The following is a 23,169-nucleotide window of genomic DNA, read 5'->3' as shown; positions in this document are numbered from 1 at the left end:
AGAAAAGGGAGAAATCCCGGATATGGCCGCGTGGGAAGGCGGGCGGCGCGGTCCCGCGCCACCCGATTCCTCTTTTATCTGGGCTTGGCGACGGTCGACAGCCGCTCGCTGCCCTGCCGCTCCAGCATCCAGCCGGGATATTCGGCCGGCAGGGCCGAGACGGCATCGAGACGGGCAAGTTCATCAGCCGACAGAACCACCTCGCTGGCGGCGATGTTGTCGTTGAGCTGCTCCACCGACTTGGCACCGATGATCACCGAGGAGACGAAAGGCTTGTGCAGCACATAGGCGAGCGCGATGCGCGCCACCGACGCGCCCTTGTCCTTGGCGATTTCGGCCATCACGTCGACGGCGTCGAAGGCGCGATCCTTGTTGACCGGTGGGAAATCGAAATTGGCGCGGCGGCCCTCGCCGGACCCGTCGCGGCTATACTTGCCCGACAGGAGGCCACCGGCCAGCGGGCTCCACACCATCAGGCCGACCTTTTCGGCCTGCAGCAGCGGCGCGATGTCACGTTCGAGGTCGCGACCGGCGATGGTGTAATAGGCCTGCAGGCTGGCGATGCGGTCGAGCCCCAGCCGATCGGCGATGCCGAGCGCCTTCATGATGCGCCAGGCCGGCCAGTTGGAAACACCGACATAGCGAATGAGTCCGTCGCGAACCAAATCGTCGAGCGCCCGTACCGTCTCCTCGATCGGCGTCACCGGGTCGGTGCCATGGATCTGGTAGAGGTCGATATAGTCGGTCCCGAGCCGTTTCAGGCTGGCCTTGACGCCATCCATGATGTGGCCGCGCGAGGCGCCGCGATCGTTGACGCCCTTGCCGACCGCACCGAACACCTTGGTGGCCAGGACGACGTCGGAGCGGGCACGACCCGAATTGCGGATCGCCGCGCCGGTGATCTCTTCCGACAGGCCTTCCGAGTAGACGTCGGCGGTATCGATGAAGTTGACGCCCTGATCGAGGGCCCCGGCGACGATGCTGTCGGCCACTGACTGATCGAGCGAGCCGATGGCGGTCCAGAAGCCCTGACCGCCGAAGGTCATGGTGCCCAAGCAAATTTCCGAGACGAGGAGGCCGGTGCCACCGAGCGTATTGTAACGCATGTCATCACCTTGAAGAATGGATTGAGGAACGAAAGAGCAGCCGGCAGGGGAATGCGCGGCGGGCGGAAGCGGGCTCGAACGAAAACGGCCCCGGCGCCTGCCAATGACATAGGCCGCCAGCGGTGGCCGGAATAGCCATGCCAAACACAACAGGCTGATTAGCTGAACTATACAATCGGCTGCTTTTGAGGTTGTTATTATGCATCCTCTGGCGCGGGTCGCCAAATCACGCTTGGGCGAGCTCGTGCATCCCGCGATAGGAACGACCATGGCCCGAACGGACCTTTTCGACGGCATCAGCGAGTTTCTCACCGTGGTCCGGCGTGGCAGCTTCCGCGCCGCTGCCCGCGAACTCCGCGTCACCCCTGGCGCCGTCAGCCAGGCAGTGCAGACACTGGAGCGGCGGATCGGTCTGCCCCTTCTCCATCGCACCACCCGGCATGTCGCCCTCACCGAGGCCGGCGAGCGCTTTCTCGCCGAGGTCCAGCCAGCCGCCACCGCGATCGCCGGCTCGCTCGACAATCTCGCCAACCTCAGCGGCAGACCCTCCGGCACACTCCGCCTTCTCACCCACCACATTGCCGCCCGCGAAGTGCTGACGCCGATGCTGCCAGCCTTCCTTCAAGCCTATCCCGATATTGCCGTCGAGGTGATCACTGACACCAAACGCAACGACCTTGTCGGCAGCGGCTTCGACGCCGGCATCCGCATCGGCGAGTTCATCGATCAGGATATGCTGACGGTCCGCGTCACCCCGCCCTTCTCCTGGATCGTCGTTGGCTCTCCCGCCTATTTCGCTGCCCACGGCAGGCCGGAGACGCCAGACGACCTCGCCAACCACACCTGCCTGCGCTTCCGCCTGCCGCCGAACGGCGATCTCTATCGCTGGGAATTCGAGCGCGAAGGAGTCGCCGTGACCATCGACCCGCCAGGACAGATGACCTCCGACGACTCGACCCTGCTGCGCGCCATGGCCGTGGCCGGTCTCGGACTGACATATGCCTCGTCGCAGACCGCCCATCGTGAGCTGGCCGACGGCCGCCTCGAAACCTGCCTTGACGATTTTGCGCCGGCCCAAGACGCGCTCTACCTCTATTATCCCAAGTCGAGCCGGCTGCAGCCCAAGCTGCGCGTCTTCATCGACGCCTGCCTCAGAAGCATGCGCGAGCGATCAAGGACCTAGCGCAACAGCCCAGCGACGAAGGAGCCCACCGCCAAAACGCCGAAGGCCAGGATCAGACCACCCGACAGCCGCCCGACCCAGAGCGCAAAGCGATCGCTGACCTTGTGGCGGACCAAAGCCACGCCGCCCGTCAGAATGATCCACCAGGCGAGCGAGCCGGCAAACACGCCGGCCACCACCACCAGGGCAGACGGAGCGTCCGCCGCCGAGGCGAGGCCCAAGCCGGCAAAGAATACGGCAAAGGACAGAATGGTCGTCGGGTTGGCGATGGTGAGGAGAAAGGTGGCGCCGATCGTGCCGAGAAGATCGCGTGCGCCGATCTCGGCCGCCGGGCGCGGCGGCTTCGGTTGCATGCCCTTCCAACCGAGCCAGATCATGGCAAGGCCGCCGACAAGGCGCATCGGCCCGTCGATCGTGGCGAGAAAGGCTGAGAAGGCGGCAAAGCCCAAAGCCGCCAGAGCGCCGTAGAAGGCATCGGCGAACGCCGTGCCGAGCCCGCCGGCTAGCCCGACCCAGAAGCCGCGCTGCAGCGTCCTGTTGATGCAGAGCGCCCCGATCGGTCCGAGCGGTGCGGCGACCGCAAAGCCGAGCGCGAAACCCTTGGCGGCAAACAGCAACAGACTCACGATCGATCCCCTCGCGGTCGGAATGGCGGTTCGACGACCGTGGAAAGCGCGATCATCGTCTCGCTGCGGGCGATCAGCCGCCACCGCTTGAAATCGTCGAGGAAGGACTCGATGCCGGCAAGCGACGCCACGCGGATCTTGATGAGATAGTTCCAGCCGCCGGTCACGTGCTGGCATTCGATGATGGCAGGGTGATCGGCGGCCACCGCCCGAAACACCGCTTCGTCGGCGTCAGCAGCAAGCGCGACGAAGACGAAGGCGCTGATACCAAGCCCCATGGCCTCGGCGTTGGCGTCAATGGTGAAGCGGCGGATCACGCCATTTGCCAGAAGACGGCGAATACGTTCGTTCACCGCCGACGTTGAAAGGCCGACCTCGCCACCAATATCGGCCAGCGAACGGCGCGCATCATCCCCAAGGCACATCACGATTTGACGATCGATTTCATCCATACAGGAAATAATCCCGTCATAAGCCATGGAGTCAATACATTTTCCCGACATCCCGATGAATATCGGGAAATTATCGTGAAAATAGCAACACGACGCAACGATCACTTACATGGACAGTCCTCCGGCAAATCCCCTATAACAACGGCGGCGATCCGCCGTGCCAATTGCGGCCGACGGCGTTGAGACGGAGGTCGGCAATAGCCACTCCGCCGGGGCAAAGGAGAAAATCATGGCCTATGATGTCGCGGTTCTGGTCGGCAGCCTGCGTAAGGGATCTTTCTCGCGGGCAGTGGCCGACAACCTCGCAACGCTTGCCACGGACAAGGTGACGCTTCGCAGCGTGGAGATCGGCGAGCTGCCGCTCTACAATCCCGATCTCGACGAGGGCACGCCGCCGGCCGCCTGGGCCAGGTTCCGCAGCGAGATCGTCGGCGCCGATGCCGTGCTGTTCGTCACGCCCGAATACAACCGTTCCATTCCCGGATCTCTAAAGAACGCCCTCGACGTCGGCTCCCGCCCCTATGGCCACAGTGTCTGGAAAGGCAAGCCCACCGCCATCGTCAGCGTCTCGCCCGGCTTGCTCGGGGCCTTCGGCGCCAACCACCACCTGCGCCAGCCGCTGGTCTTCCTTGACATGCCAGTCATGCAGCAGCCTGAAGCCTATGTATCCAAGGTCGGCGACCTCCTAGATAAGGACGGCAAGCTCGCAAACGACGATACCAAGGCCTTCCTCACCGGCTTCCTTGCCGCCTTTGCGACCTGGATCGGCAAACACAAATAACGGCACTCAAGGTGGCGCCAGGAGAGATAGCATGACCATTACCAGCGAAGACGAGCTCGAAGGGCTCAAGGCGATCGGCCGCGCCGTGGCGGACGCCATCGCTGCCATGGCCACTGCTGTCCGCCCCGGCGTCACCACCGCCGAACTCGACGAGATCGCCGGCCGAGTGCTCGAGGAAGCCGGCGCCATACCGGCGCCGAGAGCAACCTATGGCTTCCCCGGCGTCGCCTGCATCTCGGTCAGCGAGGAGATCGCCCATGGCATCCCCGGCGACCGGGTGCTGAAGGTCGGCGACCTGATCAATCTCGACGTTTCCGCCTCCAAGGACGGCTTCTTCGCCGACAGCGGCGCCTCGTTCGCCGTCTCGCCCGTCCCGGCCAAGCTCGACAAGCTCTGCCGTGACGGCCGGCGCGCCATGTGGGCCGGCATCGGCGCCGTCGCGCCCGGTAAGCCGCTGGCCGGCGTCGGCCGCGCCGTCGGCGCTTTCGCCCGCAAGAATGGCTACACACTGGTGCGCAATCTCGGCAGCCACGGCGTCGGCCGTTCGCTGCACGAGGAGCCGTCCGATATCGCCACCTGGCCCGATCCGCGCGAGCGGCGCGTCATCACCGAGGGTCTCGTCTTCACCGTCGAACCCTTCCTGTCGCTGGGTGCCGAGTGGGCCGAGGATGGCGACGACGAGTGGACGCTCTATTCCGAGCCGCGCGCACCCACCGTGCAATTCGAGCACACCATCGTTGCCACCCGCAACGGGCCGGTGGTGGTGACCCTGCCCTCCTGATACCTTCCGTTTACGTCAGCGTACGCCCAAAAGCCAAGCGGTTGCACTGGCCTCGGCGGCAACGCCATGCTACAGGCGGAGCATCCGTGCGTTTGCGTACCGGCAGGCGCACGAACCGGCCTCAAGGCCCCGGTCACACGTTCGGAAGGTCACCCCACTATGGCGAAAATCAAGGTTGCGAACCCGGTCGTCGATCTCGACGGCGACGAGATGACCCGCATCATCTGGCAGTTGATCAAAGACAAGCTGATCCTGCCCTATCTCGATATCGACATTGAATATTATGACCTTTCCGTCGAAAACCGCGACGCCACGGCCGACAAGGTGACGGTTGACGCCGCCAATGCCATCAAGAAGCACGGCGTCGGCATCAAGTGCGCCACCATCACGCCCGACGAAGCGCGCGTGAAGGAATTCAACCTCAAGGAAATGTGGAAGTCGCCCAACGGCACCATCCGCAACATCCTCGGCGGCGTCATCTTCCGCGAGCCGATCATCTGCAAGAACGTGCCGCGCCTCGTCCCCGGCTGGACGCAGCCGATCGTCGTCGGCCGTCACGCCTTCGGCGACCAGTACAAGGCGACCGACTTCAAGTTCCCCGGCAAGGGCACGCTGACCATCAAGTTCGTTGGCGAAGACGGCGCGGTGATCGAGAAGGAAGTCTACAAGGCCCCCGGCGCCGGCGTGGCGCTCGCCATGTACAACCTTGACGAATCGATCCGCGAATTCGCCCGCGCATCGATGAACTACGGCATCATGCGCAAGTGGCCGGTCTATCTCTCGACCAAGAACACCATCCTCAAGGCCTATGACGGCCGCTTCAAGGATATCTTCCAGGAAGTGTACGAGACCGAGTTCAAGGCCGAATTCGAAAAGCTCGGCATCACCTACGAACATCGCCTGATCGACGACATGGTCGCCTCGGCGCTGAAGTGGTCCGGCGGCTATATCTGGGCCTGCAAGAACTATGACGGCGACGTGCAGTCCGACACCGTGGCCCAGGGCTTCGGCTCACTCGGCCTGATGACCTCTGTGCTGCTGACGCCGGATGGCAAGACGGTGGAAGCCGAGGCCGCCCACGGCACGGTCACGCGCCACTATCGCGAGCATCAGAAGGGCAAGGAGACCTCGACCAACTCCATCGCCTCGATCTTCGCCTGGACGCGCGGCCTCGCCCACCGCGCCAAGCTCGACAACAACGCCGAGCTCGCCAAGTTCTCCGCCACGCTGGAAAAGGTCTGCGTCGACACCGTCGAAAGCGGCTTCATGACGAAGGATCTCGCCCTGTTGATCGGGCCGGACCAGAAGTGGCTCTCCACCACCGGCTTCCTCGAGAAGGTCGCCTCCAACCTCGAAGCCGAAATGGCCAAGTGGTAAACTGATACTCACGAACGGAATTATTAGGCGGCGGATCGGAAACGGTCCGCCGCCTTTCATTTTAACGGTCTGATGTCCATAGGAAATTGTTCATACTTGTAAGATGTTACCATTCGCAGGTATGGATTTGCCTGGAGAATGTCGGCTCGGCCCAGCGGCACCAAGCAGGTACTGGCGGCTTTTCTTACCTACTCCCTGCCTTGCTGGACGATATATGTTCGATATTCCAACGGTATTCATACTCATATCAGTTCTCAGCCTGACACTGGGCGGCGCGATCAGGGTTACACAGACCACAGAACTGAAATGGGGACTTCACGAGCTTTCCTATGGCTTGATAGCACATGGCATAGCCTATGGACTGTTCACCTTATCTCCTTCACTCGGGCTCGGAGCCGTCTGGCTCGCCGAGGTGTCGATCGCACTCTTCTTTTCGTTCGTCATTCAGGCCTTGGAAGTTTTCTTCGGCAGGAAAAAGCGCTGGATTTGGCATCTGCTGCTGATTGGCTCGATCGCGCTGGTCGCCGCCTTGCTGCTCGACAACCGGCCAGCCAGGACCATGTGCGACAGCCTGATTCTCATTGCGACCGAGGCCACCATTCTGCGGTTCTTGTGGGCGAGGCGCGCGACAACACCAGGACGGGGCCAGTATCTGATCGTCGCGGCCATTCTGCTCAATCTGACAACGTTGTTTTATCGCGAATTGACGGCGGTTTACTCGCTCCAGGCGTCTGGCGCCATTTCGATGAGCGAACTGTCGCAGGCACTTCTCTATACGGCGACCCTTGTTGGCCTGACGCTGCTCACCGTGGGCTTTCTGCTGATGGCCAAGGAGCGCACCGAACATCTCAATCAACAGATGATCCTGAGTGACAAACTCACCGGCGTTTGGAATCGCCGAAAGCTCGAAGAGGTCGCGGAAGGCGAAATCCAGCGCCTTGTCCGCCATGGCACATTGGCCTCGTTGCTGATCCTCGACCTCGATGACTTCAAGGCCATCAACGACTCCGAGGGGCACGCCGCCGGCGACGCCGTCCTTCAGGCCGTGACCTCGTCTTGGCAAACTATCCTGAGGGACACCGACGTTCTGGGCCGTTGGGGTGGAGAGGAGTTCGTCGTCGTTTTGCCCGGAACCGGCGTGCGGGATGCGCTGCTGCTCGCCGAGGCGCTGCGCGATGCGACAAGCGCAACGGACATCGGCAATCCTCGACGGGTAACCGTCAGTATCGGCGTCTCGCTTTGCCTTAGCTATGACAGCTGGAAAAGCTGGTTCGATCGCGCCGATGCAGCGCTTTATCGCGCCAAGGCGGCTGGCAAAGATCGCGTTTCCCACGACATTCCCATGGAGTGGGAGGATGGCCTAACGCTTATCAACTGGTCGTCCATGTTTGAAACGTCCGTACCGGAACTCGACGCCGACCATCGTCAACTGGTGAAAAAGGTCAATCAGCTGCTACGCAACGTCAGGACGAGCGGCAACAAGGCAGCGATCAGCCAAGATCTGAATGAAATCGGGCTGGACATGCGCCGCCATTTCGCCCGAGAGGAGGTTGCCATCGCCGATGTCAGCCCAGACGATCTTCAAAAGCATCGCTTCGAACATGCGGCACTCGTGGCGCGTCTAGGCTTCCTCACGGAGCGCTTTCAGCGCGATGCCCTGCCCCTAGAGGCGCTCGTACAGTTTATGGCCTTTGAAATGTGCGCCCATCACATCGCAGGAAGCGACCGGCGTCTCTTCTCAAAACCCGGCCTCTAGCTGTCCGCTCGCGTAGATCGCGGGATCAGCTTCAGCTCTTCCTTGACGCACAATTCCGCCCGTGAAGCACTAACTCTGAATTTCTCTAGACATATTGATGAGGATAAATAGCCGCGTTCATACTTGAAGACCAATGACAGCCTGTCTGGCTGTCAATACCTTTACTCGGGGTGGAATTGCTCCGACACGTCCGACAACCTCGATTGCATCGGGGTGAACCCGCCCTGAACGACGCGGCGACCCACGGTTTTACGGGCAAGCCGCCAAAATGGAGGGGAAAATCATGGCGCACAAATTCGAAATCAAGAAGAACAAGGCCGACGAATACGTCGCCTATTTCAAATATAATGGCGAAACCATCTTTTGGACCGAGGGCTACAAGTCCAAGGCGTCGGCGCTCAATGCCATCGAGTCGATCAAGAAGAATGGCCCAGCAGCGCCCACCGAAGACAACAGCTGACCTCCGGCAAGTCATCAGCCCGCCGGGCCGAGCCCGGCGGGCGCCCGAACCGATCGTCAGGCGGTAACGGCGAAGATGCGGATGCGATGCCCGTCCGGGTCAACCACCATCATGCTGCGGCCGAAATCCATGTCGGTGGGCTGCTGGAATACCGGCAGGCCGCGCGCAAGCCAGCTTTGATGGAAGGCATCGACATCCTCTGGCGTCTTGAGGGCAATGCCGATTTCAAGCGCTCCCGGCGCTCCGCCCGTTGCCGGTTCGACGGTGGCCTTCGACCACAAGCCTACCTTCATGCCGCCTTCGAGGACGAACAGCACGAAGGTCGACGACGTCTCGACCGGCGAGCGACCAAACAGCTCGGTGTAAAAACCCGCGCTTTGCTGAGGGTCGGTAACATGCAGCAGATAATAGGTGGGCGTAAGCATCAGGATCTCCTCATCTCCTAGCGAGGAGCCTGCTTACGACACACTGCTGACAAAATATGTCAGCATTCGAACATGGAGGGCAAGGGTACTTGGCAGTGCGCGCTCAAACGCGCGTACGGATCGGAAGGAACGGAAGCCTGAGATAGGCCAGCGCTGCGCCGAGGGCATAGGCGGCTTCAAAGAAGATGACCGCCTCGGCAATATGCAACGCTATACGTGGCCCGGATGCGCCAATGGTCATGGCTTCCAGAAAAGCACACGCACAGGCAGCCAACGCCAGCGGTGCCATGGCCGACACTCGGAACTGTGTTCCCACGATGAGGCCAGCCACGACCAGCATCAGCACCACCTCGAGCGCAAGCATGTACCGGCCTCCGACACTCTGGATCGCCCTCCCCCGCCGCGGGATCGGAACGAGCCATTCAGGCTGCGAGTCAATTGCAGTAGGAACGTATCATGTTTAAACTTTCCTACTCGGTCTATTTCTACTTAGTCGTAATATCACGTGAAAACAGCGGATGCCCTGTAAAAGCGCACCCTACAATTTCCGGCTGTCAGTTAAATAGCTCGTTTCATTAGAGGTTTAACCATATTACGACACGATTAGACTTTAGTCGGCATGATCATCCGAATGATCGTTTGTGCTGCGTCTCTCAGCCGTGCGCCGCCATCCACGCCACCTTCTCGGCCCGCTCGCTTTCGGCGCGCTCCGGATCGAGCGTACGATAGAGCGAAATGCTATTGGTCGGCAGATAGCCAAGCGCCGCGTAGAAGGCGAGCACGGCTTGATTTTCGTTACGGACAAGTAGGTTGAGCTTGGGTGCACCGCGTGTCTTGCACCAGACTTCAGCCGCTCGCACCAGCGCTTTGCCGATGCCACCCCGGCGGCAATCGGGATCAACGCCGAGATAGTAGAGTGCGCCCCGATGGCCGTCATGGCCGGTCATGGCGGCTCCGACGATTCGTCCGTCCGCCCGCGCCACCAGAACGGTGGCGTTCTCGCTCGCCTCGGCTAGCGCCATATCCGCCTCCGGATCATTCCACGGCCGCGTCAATCCGCAGCGCGACCACAGCGCAATGACCTGCTCGCGCTCATCCCCAACCATCTCGCCGATGTCCGCCTCAAAAGACACTGCCCGTCTCCATTTCCCTGACTGGCTCTCACCGCAAGACCGATAGCCGCGAGCCACTTTAGATATAGCCGATGCCGGTCGTCCGGTAAGAGTAACAGGCGCATCCGTTATCGGCGACGGGAAACACGGGTTTGTGATCGACTGATTATATCCATATTTTTCAGAAGGTTGGCCGATAATTTTTTCTCAGAAATTTCTGGACTGGCAATCTCGAAGCTCTCGCCTCTTGCAATAAGATTCACTTTAGATATATCTAATTACATCACGAGCTAACGGAGATATCCATGCATCACAAATTCCACTTCCTTCGCGCCCTTCATGAACAGAACCACGACCACGACGATCCCCGCGCCACCGGCGGACGCGGTCCGTTCGGCCGCCCGCTTTGGGGCGAGCGGGGCGAGCGTCCAGACCGCCATGGTCCCGGCCATCGCGGCGGTCCGTTCGGTCGCGGCCGCTTCTTCGACAACGGCGTGCTGCGCCTCGTCGTGCTGGCGCTGATCGCCGAGCAGCCTCGGCATGGCTACGAGATCATCAAAGAGATCGAAGAGCGCACCGGCGGCGCCTATGCGCCGAGTGCTGGCGTCATTTATCCGACGCTGACGCTGCTTGAGGAAACCGGCCTGATCGAGGTCGCGAACTCAGAGGGCAACAAGAAACTCTACGCCGCCACCGACGCCGGCCGGGCCGCCGTGGAGGAGAACCGCGCCGCCATCGACGCCGTCCTCGCCCGCTTCGCCGAAGCCGGCTCCGATCGTCGGCCCGAGCGCGATCCGCGCCTCATCCGGGCCGTTGAGAACATGCGCCTAGCCCTGCGCCTGAAGACGCAGAGTGCCACGCTGACGCCCGAGCAGATCGACGCGCTGGCCGAACTTCTCGACGAGACCGCTCGCAAGATCGAGCAGATCTGACGCGGCTTCCATCCCAAAGCAAACGCCCGCCCGAGCCACCGCTCGGACGGGCGTCGTTATTTTGGGCTGTCGGCCAGGCTTCAGCCAGCCAACGCCTTGCGAACGGCGTCGAGCGCTTCCGCCGCCTTGGCGCCATCCGGGCCACCGGCCTGGGCCATGTCCGGACGACCGCCGCCCCCCTTGCCGCCCAGCGCCTCGGACGCCACACGCACCAGATCGACGGCCGAGAAGCGCGCCGTGAGATCCCGCGTCACGCCGACCACCACACCGGCCTTGCCATCCTCGGAGACGCCGACCAGCGCCACCACGCCCGAGCCGAGCTTGGCCTTGCCCTCATCGACGAGGCCCTTCAGGTCCTTCGGGCTGACGCCCTCGGCCACACGGCCCAGGAACTTGACGCCAGCGATCTCCGCCACCTCGTCAGCCGCCGCGCCGCCACCCATGGCAAGCTTGCGCCTGACATCGGCCAGCTCGCGCTCCAGCTTGCGCCGCTCCTCGACCAGCGCCGCCACACGATCGACCACGTCGCCGACCGGCACCTTCAGCTCCCGGGCGACGTTACGGACCGTCTTTTCCTGATCTTCAAAATAGGCGCGGGCACCGTCACCGGTCAGCGCTTCGAGGCGACGTACACCGGCCGCCACCGCGCTTTCAGCCAGAATGTGGACAAGGCCGATTTCGCCGGTGCGCGACACATGGGTGCCGCCGCAAAGTTCGGTCGAATAGGTCTTGCCCGCCTTCTCGCCTTCCAGCGCCGTGCCCATGGTGACCACGCGCACTTCATCGCCGTATTTCTCGCCAAACAGCGCCATGGCGCCCTCGGCGATCGCCTCTTCCTGACCCATCAGGCGAGTGGTCACCGGGCTGTCCTGCAGCACGATGGCATTGGCAAGACGGCTCACTTCGGCAAGCTCCTTCTCGTCCATCGGCTTGGGATGCGAGAAGTCGAAACGCAGGCGGTCCGGCGTCACCAGCGAACCCTTCTGGGCTGCATGCTTGCCGAGCACCTCGCGCAGCGCCTCATGCAGCAGATGGGTCGCCGAATGATTGGCGCGGATGCGCGAGCGGCGGGCATGATCGACGTTGAGCTCGACCGGCTCACTCACCTTCACGGTGCCGCTCTCGACCGTCACCTGATGCACGAACAGGCCGTCGGCCTTCTTGCCGACATCGGTCACCGCCAGGCGGAAACCGGCGCCGGAGATCACACCGCTGTCGCCCACCTGACCACCCGACTCGCCATAGAACGGCGTCTGGTTGACGATCAGCGAACCCGTGTCGCCGGCCTTCAGTTCGTTGACTTCCTTGCCGTCCTTGACCAAGGCGACCACGACGCCCTCGGCCTTCTCGGTGTCGTAGCCGAGGAACTCGGTGGCGCCCACCTTTTCCCTGAGGCCGAACCACACGGTCTCGGTGGCCGCTTCGCCGGAGCCGGCCCAATTGGCGCGCGCCTCGGCCTTCTGCCGCTCCATGGCGGCGGAGAAGCCGTCTGTGTCGACCGAGATGCCGCGCGCCTTCAACGCATCCTGCGTCAGATCGAGCGGGAAGCCATAGGTGTCGTAAAGCTTGAACGCCGTCTCGCCATCGAGGCTGCCGCCCTTCTCCAGGCCACTGGTGGCTTCATCGAGCAGGCCGAGGCCGCGCGCCAGCGTGCGACGGAAGCGGCTCTCTTCGAGCTTCAGCGTCTCGGTGATCAGCGCCTCGGCGCGCACCAGCTCCGGATAGGCCTGCCCCATTTCGCGCACCAGCACCGGCACCAAGCGATGCAGCAGCGGCTGCTCCGAGCCCAGAAGATGGGCATGGCGCATCGCCCGGCGCATGATGCGACGGAGCACGTAGCCGCGCCCTTCGTTGGACGGCAGCACGCCATCGGCCACCAGGAAGCTCGAGGCGCGCAGATGGTCGGCGATGACGCGATGCGAGGCGAGACGATCGCCTTCGGCAGCAACGCCGGTCGCCTCGACCGAGGCGCGGATCAGCGCCTGGAACAGATCGATGTCGTAGTTGTTGTGGACGCCCTGCAGCACGGCGGCAACGCGCTCAAGCCCCATGCCGGTGTCGATCGACGGCCGCGGCAAATTGACGCGCTCAGTCTTCGACAGCTGCTCATACTGCATGAACACGAGATTCCAGATCTCGATGAACCGGTCGCCATCCTCCTCGGGCGAGCCCGGAGGACCGCCCCAGACGTGATCGCCGTGGTCGTAGAAGATCTCCGAGCAGGGACCGCAAGGGCCGGTGTCGCCCATCGCCCAGAAATTGTCCGAGGTGGAGATGCGGATGATGCGGTCATCGGAGAGACCGGCGATCTTCTTCCAATAGGTCGCCGCTTCCTCGTCCTCGGAATAGACGGTGACCAGCAGCTTGTCCTTCGGCAGCCCGAATTCCTTGGTGATCAGGTTCCAGGCCAGCTCGATCGCCCGGTCCTTGAAATAATCGCCGAAGGAAAAGTTGCCCAGCATCTCGAAGAAGGTGTGGTGGCGGGCGGTATAGCCGACGTTGTCGAGATCGTTGTGCTTGCCACCGGCACGCACACACTTCTGCGACGTGGTGGCGCGGCTGTAGGGACGCTTTTCAAGGCCGGTGAACACGTTCTTGAACTGCACCATGCCGGCGTTGGTGAACATCAGCGTTGGATCGTTGCGTGGTACCAGCGGGCTAGACGACACCACCTCGTGACCGTTCTTGCCGAAATAGTCGACGAAGGTCTTTCTGATCTCGTTCACACCACTCATGACGATCCGCCTGCCTGCGCTGGGACGGCATCGCCCGCATCACGCGCGGCCAATCCGTCCGAACCCCATTTCCCGCGAGCCGCTCGCACGCTCCCGCAACCCAGAGCCCTGCGTCGAGCGATCGAAGAAACGGGCACCGGCCGGCGGATCGTTCCAGCCATCCGGGCGGCGCCCTGACGGCATGCCTCGGTGGGAAGAACGCGCGGGCCAGACCGGCTCCGACGATATCGGTTCCAGGCAAGGCAAAGGGTTATTTAGCCGCCGGCTATGCGCCTGTCCAGCGGCGGTGGACGACTGCAACGGAGCGATTTCATTGCGGAGTAGCTGCTTTTTGCCCAACGGGCCGTATCAGCTCGTCGGCATCTCACATGCCGCCCAGGCGTCGACCTCTGCGTTGAGGGCGGGCGTGCCCAGCGCCGAGACGTAAAGAAGCGTCGTGCAGGGCCTATGGTCGCCGAAAAATGCGCCGAATATCTGCCGCCGTCGGTCGGGATCGACCTCCCCGACCAGATAGGTCGTCACCTTGACGAGGTCACCAATCGTCATACCCGCCGCATCGAGATTACGGCGGACATTATCAAGCGCCACCTCGAGCTGCTCGGCTGCGTCGTCCGGCAAAACACCATCAGGCCGTATGCCGACCTGGCCGGCCAACACCAGCCAACGGGCACCCGCCGATACCTCGACTTGGTGGCTATAAGCGGCGACCGGCGCATGGACGCCGGCCGGATTGCGAAACTGCATCGATTCCTCCGAACCGGCGCCGGGCGCCCGCCTTCACCTCCCGAGAGGAGGCTGTGGCAGCCCTGCCCTCACTCGAGTTCAGGCGCCGTTCCGTCGGCGTCGTCCTCGGGTGCACCCTTGAGGATCGAGTCGGCAATGACACCCGCGTTCTGACGAATGGCCGCCTCGATCTCGTTCGCCAACGCTTCGTTCTCGCGCAGGAACTGCTTGGCGTTCTCGCGACCCTGCCCGAGGCGCTGGCTATTGTAGGAGAACCAAGCACCGGACTTCTCGACGATGCCGGCTTTGACGCCGAGATCGATCAGTTCGCCCACCTTGGACACGCCTTCGCCGTAGAGGATGTCGAACTCGACCTCGCGGAACGGCGGCGCCAGCTTGTTCTTGACCACCTTGACGCGGGTCTGGTTGCCGACGATCTCCTCGCGGTTCTTCAGCGCACCGATGCGGCGGATGTCGAGACGCACCGACGCATAGAACTTGAGCGCGTTGCCGCCGGTCGTCGTTTCCGGGCTGCCGAACATCACGCCGATCTTCATGCGGATCTGGTTGATGAAGATGACCATGGTCTTCGACTTGGAAACCGAGGCGGTGAGCTTGCGCAGCGCCTGGCTCATCAAACGGGCCTGCAGGCCGGGCAGCTGGTCGCCCATTTCGCCCTCGAGTTCGGCCCGCGGCGTCAACGCCGCCACCGAGTCGATGACCAGCACGTCGACGGCGCCGGAGCGAACCAGCGTGTCGGTGATCTCCAGCGCCTGCTCGCCGGCATCCGGCTGCGAAATCAGGAGATCATCAAGGTTGACGCCCAGCTTGCGGGCATAGACCGGATCGAGCGCATGCTCGGCATCGATGAAGGCGCAAACGCCGCCGCGCTTCTGCGCCTCGGCCACCGTGTGCAGCGCCAGCGTCGTCTTGCCCGACGATTCCGGTCCGTAGATCTCGACGATACGCCCCTTGGGCAGACCGCCGATGCCGAGCGCGATATCAAGGCCGAGCGAGCCGGTCGGCACCGTCTCCACTTCCACCACCTGCCCCTTGCCGAGGCGCATGATAGACCCCTTGCCGAAGGCCCGTTCGATCTGCGACAGGGCGGCGTCGAGCGCCTTAGTCTTGTCCATGGAGGTTCCTTCCACGAGGCGAAGTGAATTCTGCGACACTGGCTCCGCTCCTTATTTCACGACCGTTCCCGGATTTCAAACTCACGGTCAATGTACACGATTTGTTCCTATGAGCAAGCGGATATATGTCCTTGACATAAAAATACAAGTCTGATTTCGTTCCCGTCGTGTTCCGGCAGGACTAAGGCACCGGAAAATAGGGAGAAAAGCGCTGAGCGCGGGGAATCGAAACGGCGGCTTCGGACCACTTTTGGTCGTCGGCGGCTGCCATCAGGACGTACTTGGCCGGGCGAGCTTCGTCTACGAGCCCGCAACGTCCTGTCCAGGAATCGTGACGCGCCGCCCCGGCGGTGTGGCGCGCAATGTCGTGGTGCTGCTGGGACGGGCCGGGGCACCCTGCCGCTTCGTTTCGGTGGTCGGCGACGACGCTGCCGGTCGCGAACTCAGAGCCGAGCTCTCCTCGGCCGGCATCGATACCGCTGCGATGGTGGTGGATGCCAAGGGTCGGACCGGCACCTATCTCGCGGTCCATGACGAGGCCGGCGAACTCGTGTCGGCCATCTCCGACCTCGGCCTTTACGACGGCTTCGTGCTGCCGCCGGCCGCCCTCGAAGGCGCTGGAGGGCCGCTGGTGTTCGCCGACGCCAATCTCGCTCCTCACGAGTTGGCTCGGCTCGCCGAAGCCCATGGTGACAGATTGGTGCTGGACGCCATATCCCGCGCCAAGGCGCCGCGCCTCAAGCCACTCGTTGCTTCCGGCGCCCTTTTTATCTGCAACCTTCCTTCGGCGGAGTTGCTGGTTGGCCATCAGGTGAACAGGCCGATCGAAGCTGCCGAACGGCTGGCCGCCGCTGGCGCCCGGCGGGCGGTGATCACTGGCGGATCGAAACCGCTGGCCATTCTCGAAGCCGGGCAGATTACCGAACTGACGCCACAGCCGGCCGAGGTGGTCGACGTCACCGGCGTCGGTGACGCTCAAACCGCCGGCCTGCTGTTGGCATTGTCGGCAGGTGCCCCGCTCGTTGCCGCCGTCGAGGTTGGCATGGCAGCCGCCCGCGCCGCGCTCGCCACCGCGGGCGCGCTCGGCGAGCTGCCGAAAGACGTCTTGGCGGCGGCTCTGAAGGCCGGAGAGCGGGCCGAGACCTGACAAGCAGCGCGCCAAAGCGCTGCGCTCACATTGAAAAGAAACGATAATCTTCAACTTTTTGCGAATCTGCGTCTTTCCTCTTTCGCAAGCCGTCCCTCTCGTCGTATAGGGTTTGGCTCGGAGATCCATCACCCGCCGCCGACGTCGCGTGCCCACTCCGTGGCCATGTCGTGCGGCCACATTCGGAGGCATGATGGCATCCCTGCCACTCGTCTATTCGCCTGAAGTCGAAGCCGCGATCGCTGCCGGCAAGCCGGTCGTCGCGCTTGAGTCCACAATCGTCACCCACGGTATGCCCTATCCGGACAACGTCGAGACGGCGCGCGCCGTCGAGGCGGAGATCCGCAACCGTGGTGCCGTGCCGGCCACCATCGCCGTCCTCGAAGGCAAGATCCGCGTCGGCCTCGATGCCGAAACGCTCGACCGCCTCGGCACCATGACTGGCGTCATGAAGCTGTCGCGCGCCGACCTCGCCTTTGCGCTGGCCACCGGCCGTCCGGGCTCGACCACCGTCGCCGCCACGATGATCTGCGCCCGCCTCGCCGGCATCGACGTCTTCGCCACCGGTGGCATCGGCGGCGTGCATCAGGGCGCCGAGGAGAGCTTCGACATCTCCGCCGATCTCGAGGAACTGGGCCGCACGTCGGTGATCGTCGTCGCCGCTGGCGCCAAGGCGATCCTCGACCTGCCGAAAACGCTGGAAGTGCTGGAGACCAAGGGCGTGCCGGTGGTCGGCTATCGCACCGACGAGTTCCCGGCCTTCTGGTCGCGCGGCTCTGGCCTGAAAGCGCCGCTGCGGCTCGATTCCGCTGCTGAGATTGCCGCCTTCCAAAAGGCGCGCGAGACCATCGGCATCGACGGCGGCATGCTGATCGCCAATCCGGTGCCCGAGACCGACGAGATCCCGGCCGTCCGCATGCAGGGCTTCATTTCCGCCTCGCTGGCGTCGGCCAAGGCAGCCGGCATCTCGGCCAAGGAGGTAACGCCCTATCTGCTCGCCGACATGTTCGAGCGCACCGCCGGCTCCTCGCTCAAGACCAACATCGCGCTGGTCATGAACAACGCCCGCCTTGCCGCCGACGTCGCCAAGGCGCTGAAGGCCTGATGAAACAATAAAGCCGGGGCTGGTTCGCCGGCCCCGGCTTCATTTTCAGCTTCAGGCCGCCTTCATTCGGCCAGCGTTTCCTTCACCGTCGTTGCCAGCTGCTTCAGCGAGAAGGGCTTGGGCAGGAAGTTGAACTGCTCGTTTTCCGGCAGGTTCTTCTTGAAGGCGTCCTCGGCATAACCCGATACGAAGATGATCTTGAGGTCGGGCTGCGTCTTGCGCAGCTCCCGAAGCAGCGTCGGCCCGTCCATCTCCGGCATCACCACGTCCGACACCACTAGATCGACCTTGCCGCCCACTTCGGCCATCACCTCCAGCGCCTCGGCGCCGGTCGATGCCTCGTGGACGGTATAGCCGCGCGACATCAGCGCGCGGGCGGCAAAAGCGCGCACCGCCTCTTCGTCCTCGACCAGCAGGATTGATGCGGTACCGGTGAGATCGGCCATCGGCGTGGCTTCGACGTTCTTCTTCGGCATCGCTTCGGCCGGCGCTTCGTGGCGCGGCAGGAAGATGTGGAAGGTGGTCCCCACCCCCAGCTCCGACACCGGATAGATGTAGCCGCCGGTCTGCTTGACGATGCCGTAGACGGTGGATAGGCCGAGGCCGGTGCCCTTGCCGACCTCCTTGGTCGAGAAGAAGGGATCGAAGATCTTCTCCATGATCTCCGGCGTCATGCCCGAGCCGTTGTCCTCCACCTCGATATGCACGTAGTCGGCGGCCGGCATACCCTTGAAGGTGTAGGATTTGGCGCAATCGGCCGCCGTGACGTTGGAGGTGCGGATCTCCAGCTTGCCGGCCTTGGTCATGGCATCGCGGGCATTGACCGCGAGGTTGATCACCACCTGCTCGAACTGGTTGAGGTCGGCCATCACCGGCCAGACGTCGCGGCCGTTGTTGACCTTGAGCTGCACCTTCTCACCAAGGAGCCGGCTCAAGAGGTTGGACAGTTCCGCCAGCACATCGGAGAGCACCAACACCTGCGGCCGCAGCGTCTGGCGCCGCGAGAAGGCCAGGAGCTGCCGGACGAGGCCGGCGGCGCGGTTGGCGTTCTGCTTGATGTTCATGATGTCCTGGAAGGACGGATCGGTCGGCCGGTGGTTGTTCAGCAGCAGGTCGGAGAAGCCGATGATGGCGGTCAGCACGTTGTTGAAGTCGTGCGCCACGCCGCCGGCCAGCTGGCCGACCGCCTGCATCTTCTGGCCCTGCGCGAACTGCGCCTCCAGCGCCCGCTGTTCGGTGGTCTCCAGCGCGTAGACAATCGCCACCTCGCCGTCGCCGGCCCCTTCCTCGACGGTCGAGACATAGAAGCGAGCCGAACGATCGCCCTCGCCGGGCAGAGACACGTCGATGCCGGTGATATTGCCCTGCCCGTTCACCGCCGACACGATCGCCTCGGAGATCGCCTTGCGGTCGCGCTCGGCAACCACGTCGGCAAGACGGCCGCGCGGTGCCGAGGCGTCCGGTTTGATCGAGGCGCCGAACAGGCGCATGAACGGCGCGTTGTTGCGGCCGATGCGGCCTTCCTTGTCGATGGAGGCGATGGCGGCCGGCGTGTTGTTGAAGAAGCGGGTGAAACGCACTTCGGCAGCGCGTAGCGACTCCGAGACATCCTCGCCCGGCGAGCGGTTCAGCACCAGCGTGCGGCTGTCGCCGACCGAACCGTCGCTGCCCACCGGCACGCGGTGGATGATGCGGACCGGCAGGATCTGGCCGTTGCGCTTCATCATGTCGAGATCGACGATGCCGGTCTTCACCTCGCCCGAGGCGCCGCGAATGCCGTCGAGCAGCGCCACGCCGTCGCCGACCACAATCTCTTTGAGCTGCATGGCGCCGGCCTCGAATTCGGCGAGGTCGTAGCCGAGCCAGTCGGTCAGCGTGGCGTTCATGTAAACCACGCGGCCGAGCGCGTTGGCCGACAGGAAGCCGGCCGGCGCGTGATCGAGGAAATTCACCGCCCGCTGCAGCGCCTGGAAGCTGTTCTCCTGTTCGTCGCGGTCGCGGGTGATATCGGCCACCTGCCAGACATTGAGCGGCTGGAACAGACCGTTGAGCGGCCGCACACGGATGCGGTACCAGCGAGCCGGCCCGTCGATGCGACCGAGCGGGTGGGCAACGCGCACCTCTTCCGTCGCTCGCCGCCCTTCCCGCGACGCCTGGGCGAGACGGAAGATCACGTCGGCGGTGTCGGGATCGCCCGAGAACACCCGCTCGACGGTGCGGACATCAACGGCCGACTCGGCGCGGATCAGCCGGCCATAGGTGGCATTGGCGTAGACGATGCGGCCGTCGCCGTCGGTCACGCAGACGCCGTCGGTCATCGTGTCGAGGAAGCGCTTGGCGAGCTGCACTTGGCCGTCGTTGCGCGAGGACAGGCGGACGAGGCCGATGGCGATGGCGAACAGCGAGAACACGCCGATCACTGCCAAGAGGCCGAGGAGGCCGAGCACATAGGGTTCGGCAGCTGCCCGGTCGAGTACCGCGAACACCGCAGCGGCGGCCACCAGCGCCAGCGCTAAGGCAATCACCAAGCCGACGTTGCCGCCGCGCTCGGAACGGTCGACGATCGGCGTTTCAACGGAAGGTGCCGACGGTTCGGTTTCATTCATGCTGCTCTTGCCCTGCCCGCCTGCCGGTGCCGCGCTGCGTGAGTTCGCGCGCCCGCCGGGAATCGTCTGTTCACGCCATGATCTTTAGCAATCGCCCGTGACGAGGCAAACGCTGACTTGCGCCTTTTCGTGAATTGGAGCGGATGATACCAGCTTTTGGCGCTTATCCCCGTCGTGGTCATGCTCATTCACGACCGCCAGCTCGCCTTCTTCTTGAGATTCATGACGTAGCCCACCACCTGCGCTACCGCCTTGTAGTGCTGCTCGGGGATGGCTTCGTCGAGATCGACGCTGGCATAGAGCGCGCGGGCGAGCGGCGGGTTTTCGACGATCGGCACATCAGAGGTTTTCGCAAGCTCGCGGATGCGCAGGGCAACCTCGTCGACACCCTTGGCGACGCAGATCGGCGCCGGCGTCGACTGGTCGTATTTCAGCGCCACGGCATAATGGGTCGGGTTGGTGACCACCACCGTCGCCTCCGGCACCTTCTGCATCATGCGCTGCTTGGCCCGCTGCATACGTATCGCCCGGATACGGCCCTTGATGTGAGGGTCGCCTTCGGTCTGCTTGTGCTCGTCCTTGACTTCCTGCAGCGACATGCGCTGGCGCTTCATGTAGCGGAAGCGCGCCCACAAATAGTCGATGGCAGCGATGAAAAACATCAGCGCCAACATGAAGCCGAGCATGCGCAACGTCAGCGATTCCGCCACCGGGATCGTGCGCGCAATGTCAATGGTAACAAGCGCGTCGAGCCGGTCGCGCTCCGGCCACAGCACGGACACCATCACGGTGCCGAGCATGGCGATCTTCAGGAGGCCCTTGACGAAGTTGGCCAGGCTCTCCGGCGAGAACATGCGCTTGAGGCCGGCGAGCGGTGACACCTTGTCGAACCGGGGCTCCAGCGATTTCCACGAAAACACCATGCGGTGCTGAGCAAGGTTGCCGGCGATACCGCCGAGCGCCATCAGCACCAGTGGAAAGGCCAGTGCGATCAGAAAGCCGCCGACCAGCGTGAAGTAGAGGCGGCGCAAACCACCCCCATCGACGGTAATCTCGGCAGCATGCTCGATGAGGCCACGCAAGTTCGGCAGCAGCAGGCTGGTCATGCTTGAACCGGTGAGCCCGATGACGGCAGTCACGGCGACGAGCCCAAAGAAGGTGCTCACCTCCATGCTCTTGATGACGTCGCCCTGCTCGTGCGCCTGCTCGAGTTTTCGTTGGGTAGGTTCTTCTGTTTTGTCGCTGTCGTCGTCCGAACCGGCCATGGCTACCTCAACTGGGGATGAGGCGCATCAGACCGGTTTCCAGGAAGGACCGGTAGAGGCCGAGGATGGTGGCGATCAGCGACGCGAGGATGGCAAGACCGATCATGATGGTGAGCGGCATTGCCAGGAAGTAGACCTGGAACTGAGGCATCAGCTTCTGCAACACGCCGAGACCGAGATTGTAGACCAGGGCAAATACCATGAAGGGCGCGGCAATCTGCAGCGCCGTCTTGAAGGACTCGGCGATGGTCAGAATGGCGGCGTCCTTGAAGTCGGCCACCGGCACCATCTCGCCGGGCGGAAACATGGTGTAGCTGCCGGCGATGCCGGCCAGCGCCACATGGTGCAGGTCGGTCACGAAAATGACGGTGACGCCCGTCACCGACAGGAAGGACGAAATGATGGCGCCCTGTTGCCCCATGGTGGGATCGACACTCTGGGCAAACCCCAGGCCGATGTCGGACGCAATGGCGGTGCCCGCCGTCTGGATCACGCTCATCAGCAGGCGGGCGGTGAGGCCGATGGCGACGCCGATGATCACCTCGGCGACCAGCGTGAAGATCAACCGGCTCATATCGTTGGCAAGCCCGGTCGGCAGCCGGTTGGACAGCACTGGATAAAAGACGACGGTGAGCAGCAGGGCGAAGGTCAAGCGAACGCGCGACGATATCGTCTGCTCGCCGATGCCGGGCATCAGCATGCAGAGCGCGCCGATCCGGGCGAACAGCAGGAGGAACACTACCGTCACATCGGGAAGGATGTGAATGGTCATCCGCGAACGATCCACTCGGAAAGGGTGATCATGAAGCTGTTGAGCGAATCCGCCATAAAGGGCAGCGTCAGGAGCAGCACGACGAAGATCGACAGGATCTTCGGAATGAAGGCCAGCGTCTGTTCCTGGATTTGTGTCAGCGCCTGAAACAGCGACACGACAAAACCGACCGCGAGGCCGGTCAGCATTACCGGCGCCGCAATCTTGATGGTTACCCAGATCGCGGTCCGGGCCAGGTCGAGAACCTCAGCGCCACCCATTCCGTCCGCTCCGAGCCCGCGCCGGCGTCAGATCGCCATGCGCATGATTTCCTCATAGGCCGAGATCACCTTGTCGCGCACCGACACCATGGTATCGAGCGCCACCTCGGCTTCCGACACGGCGGTGACGACGTCAATGATGTCGCCCTTGCCGGCCATGTAGCTCGCCTGCTTGGCCTCCGAGGCGTTGCCCTGGTCGACCACCTGCTGCACTTGATCGCGCAGCATGGCGCCGAAATCGGACGACTTCGCCCCACCGGCCAGACTGGCCGTCGCGTCCATAGCCTGCCCCGACTGGCCGCGATTCGCCAGCTTCGACATGGCGCCATACACATGACTGGCATTGAGCGCGGTGGTGGTAAGCGCCATGACGGTGATCCCTCTGGGGCAATTCCGGCAAGAGCACGTCGCGGCTTTGCGTCAGGAACT

23 protein-coding genes are annotated in these 23,169 nt (G+C 63.3%); 9 read left to right on the top strand and 14 right to left on the bottom strand.

Features of this window, described 5'->3' with window-relative positions:
* Positions 1–74 precede the first annotated feature (74 nt).
* Positions 75–1,106, bottom strand: coding sequence for an aldo/keto reductase (locus G522_RS0119120; RefSeq protein WP_026792426.1), 1,032 nt, complete (start codon positions 1,104–1,106; stop codon positions 75–77).
* Between the two features lie 268 nt (positions 1,107–1,374).
* On the opposite strand from G522_RS0119120, the gene G522_RS0119115 reads away from it, so the two are divergent.
* Positions 1,375–2,289, top strand: coding sequence for a LysR family transcriptional regulator (locus G522_RS0119115; RefSeq protein WP_026792425.1), 915 nt, complete (start codon positions 1,375–1,377; stop codon positions 2,287–2,289).
* Here the strand turns inward: G522_RS0119115 and G522_RS0119110 are convergent.
* On the bottom strand, positions 2,286–2,915 hold the full coding sequence (locus G522_RS0119110) for a LysE family translocator (RefSeq protein WP_169453560.1): 630 nt from the start codon (positions 2,913–2,915) through the stop codon (positions 2,286–2,288). The two genes, G522_RS0119115 and G522_RS0119110, sit on opposite strands and share 4 nt — an antisense overlap.
* Positions 2,912–3,472, bottom strand: coding sequence for an Lrp/AsnC family transcriptional regulator (locus G522_RS0119105; RefSeq protein ID WP_342663910.1), 561 nt, complete (start codon positions 3,470–3,472; stop codon positions 2,912–2,914). The genes G522_RS0119110 and G522_RS0119105 overlap by 4 nt, the downstream gene beginning before the upstream one ends.
* Positions 3,473–3,596: 124 nt before the next feature.
* On the opposite strand from G522_RS0119105, the gene G522_RS0119100 reads away from it, so the two are divergent.
* From G522_RS0119100 to G522_RS29695, 5 genes are all read left to right on the top strand, one after another.
* On the top strand, positions 3,597–4,148 hold the full coding sequence (locus tag G522_RS0119100) for an NADPH-dependent FMN reductase (RefSeq protein ID WP_026792422.1): 552 nt from the start codon (positions 3,597–3,599) through the stop codon (positions 4,146–4,148).
* A 31-nt stretch (positions 4,149–4,179) separates the two neighbouring features.
* Positions 4,180–4,929, top strand: coding sequence for a type I methionyl aminopeptidase (gene map, locus G522_RS0119095; RefSeq protein ID WP_026792421.1), 750 nt, complete (start codon positions 4,180–4,182; stop codon positions 4,927–4,929).
* Positions 4,930–5,088: 159 nt separating this feature from the next.
* Positions 5,089–6,306, top strand: a complete 1,218-nt coding sequence (locus G522_RS0119090; RefSeq protein WP_026792420.1) for an NADP-dependent isocitrate dehydrogenase — start codon at positions 5,089–5,091, stop codon at positions 6,304–6,306.
* A 214-nt stretch (positions 6,307–6,520) separates the two neighbouring features.
* Positions 6,521–8,062, top strand: coding sequence for a diguanylate cyclase (locus G522_RS0119085; protein WP_026792419.1), 1,542 nt, complete (start codon positions 6,521–6,523; stop codon positions 8,060–8,062).
* Positions 8,063–8,345: 283 nt separating this feature from the next.
* The gene (locus tag G522_RS29695; RefSeq protein ID WP_084633286.1) at positions 8,346–8,522 is read left to right on the top strand and encodes a YegP family protein; all 177 of its coding nucleotides are present in this window, start codon (positions 8,346–8,348) and stop codon (positions 8,520–8,522) included.
* A gap of 56 nt (positions 8,523–8,578) precedes the next feature.
* Here G522_RS29695 and G522_RS0119075 read toward each other — a convergent pair whose 3' ends face one another.
* From G522_RS0119075 to G522_RS27650, 3 genes are all read right to left on the bottom strand, one after another.
* Positions 8,579–8,947 (bottom strand): VOC family protein, encoded by a 369-nt coding sequence (locus tag G522_RS0119075; RefSeq protein WP_026792418.1) that lies wholly within the window; start codon positions 8,945–8,947, stop codon positions 8,579–8,581.
* Positions 8,948–9,050: 103 nt separating this feature from the next.
* The gene (locus tag G522_RS0119070; protein WP_026792417.1) at positions 9,051–9,311 is read right to left on the bottom strand and encodes a hypothetical protein; all 261 of its coding nucleotides are present in this window, start codon (positions 9,309–9,311) and stop codon (positions 9,051–9,053) included.
* A 289-nt stretch (positions 9,312–9,600) separates the two neighbouring features.
* Positions 9,601–10,080 (bottom strand): GNAT family acetyltransferase, encoded by a 480-nt coding sequence (locus G522_RS27650; protein WP_281168499.1) that lies wholly within the window; start codon positions 10,078–10,080, stop codon positions 9,601–9,603.
* Positions 10,081–10,364: 284 nt separating this feature from the next.
* On the opposite strand from G522_RS27650, the gene G522_RS27645 reads away from it, so the two are divergent.
* The gene (locus G522_RS27645) at positions 10,365–10,991 is read left to right on the top strand and encodes a PadR family transcriptional regulator (RefSeq protein WP_051228842.1); all 627 of its coding nucleotides are present in this window, start codon (positions 10,365–10,367) and stop codon (positions 10,989–10,991) included.
* Between the two features lie 80 nt (positions 10,992–11,071).
* Here G522_RS27645 and alaS read toward each other — a convergent pair whose 3' ends face one another.
* The 3 genes from alaS to recA all read right to left on the bottom strand — a co-directional run bounded on the left by alaS (position 11,072) and on the right by recA (position 15,624).
* Positions 11,072–13,726: an alanine--tRNA ligase gene (alaS, locus tag G522_RS0119055; protein ID WP_026792416.1), complete on the bottom strand. Its 2,655-nt coding sequence runs from the start codon at positions 13,724–13,726 to the stop codon at positions 11,072–11,074.
* Positions 13,727–14,074: 348 nt separating this feature from the next.
* Positions 14,075–14,470: a RidA family protein gene (locus G522_RS0119050; protein ID WP_026792415.1), complete on the bottom strand. Its 396-nt coding sequence runs from the start codon at positions 14,468–14,470 to the stop codon at positions 14,075–14,077.
* Positions 14,471–14,538: 68 nt separating this feature from the next.
* Positions 14,539–15,624: a recombinase RecA gene (gene recA, locus G522_RS0119045; protein ID WP_026792414.1), complete on the bottom strand. Its 1,086-nt coding sequence runs from the start codon at positions 15,622–15,624 to the stop codon at positions 14,539–14,541.
* A 211-nt stretch (positions 15,625–15,835) separates the two neighbouring features.
* On the opposite strand from recA, the gene G522_RS27640 reads away from it, so the two are divergent.
* Together G522_RS27640 and G522_RS0119035 are read left to right on the top strand one after the other, a co-directional pair.
* Complete coding sequence (locus G522_RS27640) at positions 15,836–16,732, top strand: PfkB family carbohydrate kinase (protein WP_051228840.1); 897 nt, start codon at positions 15,836–15,838, stop codon at positions 16,730–16,732.
* A gap of 190 nt (positions 16,733–16,922) precedes the next feature.
* Positions 16,923–17,837 (top strand): pseudouridine-5'-phosphate glycosidase, encoded by a 915-nt coding sequence (locus G522_RS0119035; RefSeq protein WP_026792413.1) that lies wholly within the window; start codon positions 16,923–16,925, stop codon positions 17,835–17,837.
* 62 nt (positions 17,838–17,899) lie between these two features.
* Here the strand turns inward: G522_RS0119035 and cckA are convergent, their stop codons facing one another.
* The 5 genes from cckA to fliE form a co-directional block, all read right to left on the bottom strand.
* The gene (gene cckA, locus G522_RS0119030) at positions 17,900–20,443 is read right to left on the bottom strand and encodes a cell cycle histidine kinase CckA (RefSeq protein WP_026792412.1); all 2,544 of its coding nucleotides are present in this window, start codon (positions 20,441–20,443) and stop codon (positions 17,900–17,902) included.
* A gap of 188 nt (positions 20,444–20,631) precedes the next feature.
* Complete coding sequence (flhB, locus tag G522_RS0119025) at positions 20,632–21,708, bottom strand: flagellar biosynthesis protein FlhB (protein WP_026792411.1); 1,077 nt, start codon at positions 21,706–21,708, stop codon at positions 20,632–20,634.
* 7 nt (positions 21,709–21,715) lie between these two features.
* Positions 21,716–22,480: a flagellar biosynthetic protein FliR gene (gene fliR / locus G522_RS0119020; protein ID WP_026792410.1), complete on the bottom strand. Its 765-nt coding sequence runs from the start codon at positions 22,478–22,480 to the stop codon at positions 21,716–21,718.
* The gene (fliQ, locus tag G522_RS0119015) at positions 22,477–22,740 is read right to left on the bottom strand and encodes a flagellar biosynthesis protein FliQ (RefSeq protein WP_026792409.1); all 264 of its coding nucleotides are present in this window, start codon (positions 22,738–22,740) and stop codon (positions 22,477–22,479) included. The genes fliR and fliQ overlap by 4 nt, the downstream gene beginning before the upstream one ends.
* Positions 22,741–22,767: 27 nt before the next feature.
* A complete protein-coding gene (gene fliE / locus G522_RS0119010; protein ID WP_026792408.1) occupies positions 22,768–23,109 on the bottom strand; it encodes a flagellar hook-basal body complex protein FliE in 342 nt (113 codons plus the stop codon).
* Positions 23,110–23,169: the final 60 nt, after the last annotated feature.

Origin of the sequence: Pleomorphomonas oryzae DSM 16300, from assembly GCF_000422965.1 — a bacterium.
GTDB classification, from domain to species: domain Bacteria; phylum Pseudomonadota; class Alphaproteobacteria; order Rhizobiales; family Pleomorphomonadaceae; genus Pleomorphomonas; species Pleomorphomonas oryzae.
The sequence above is the reverse complement of the archived record's forward strand: the minus strand, read 5'-3'. Positions and strand labels throughout refer to the sequence as shown.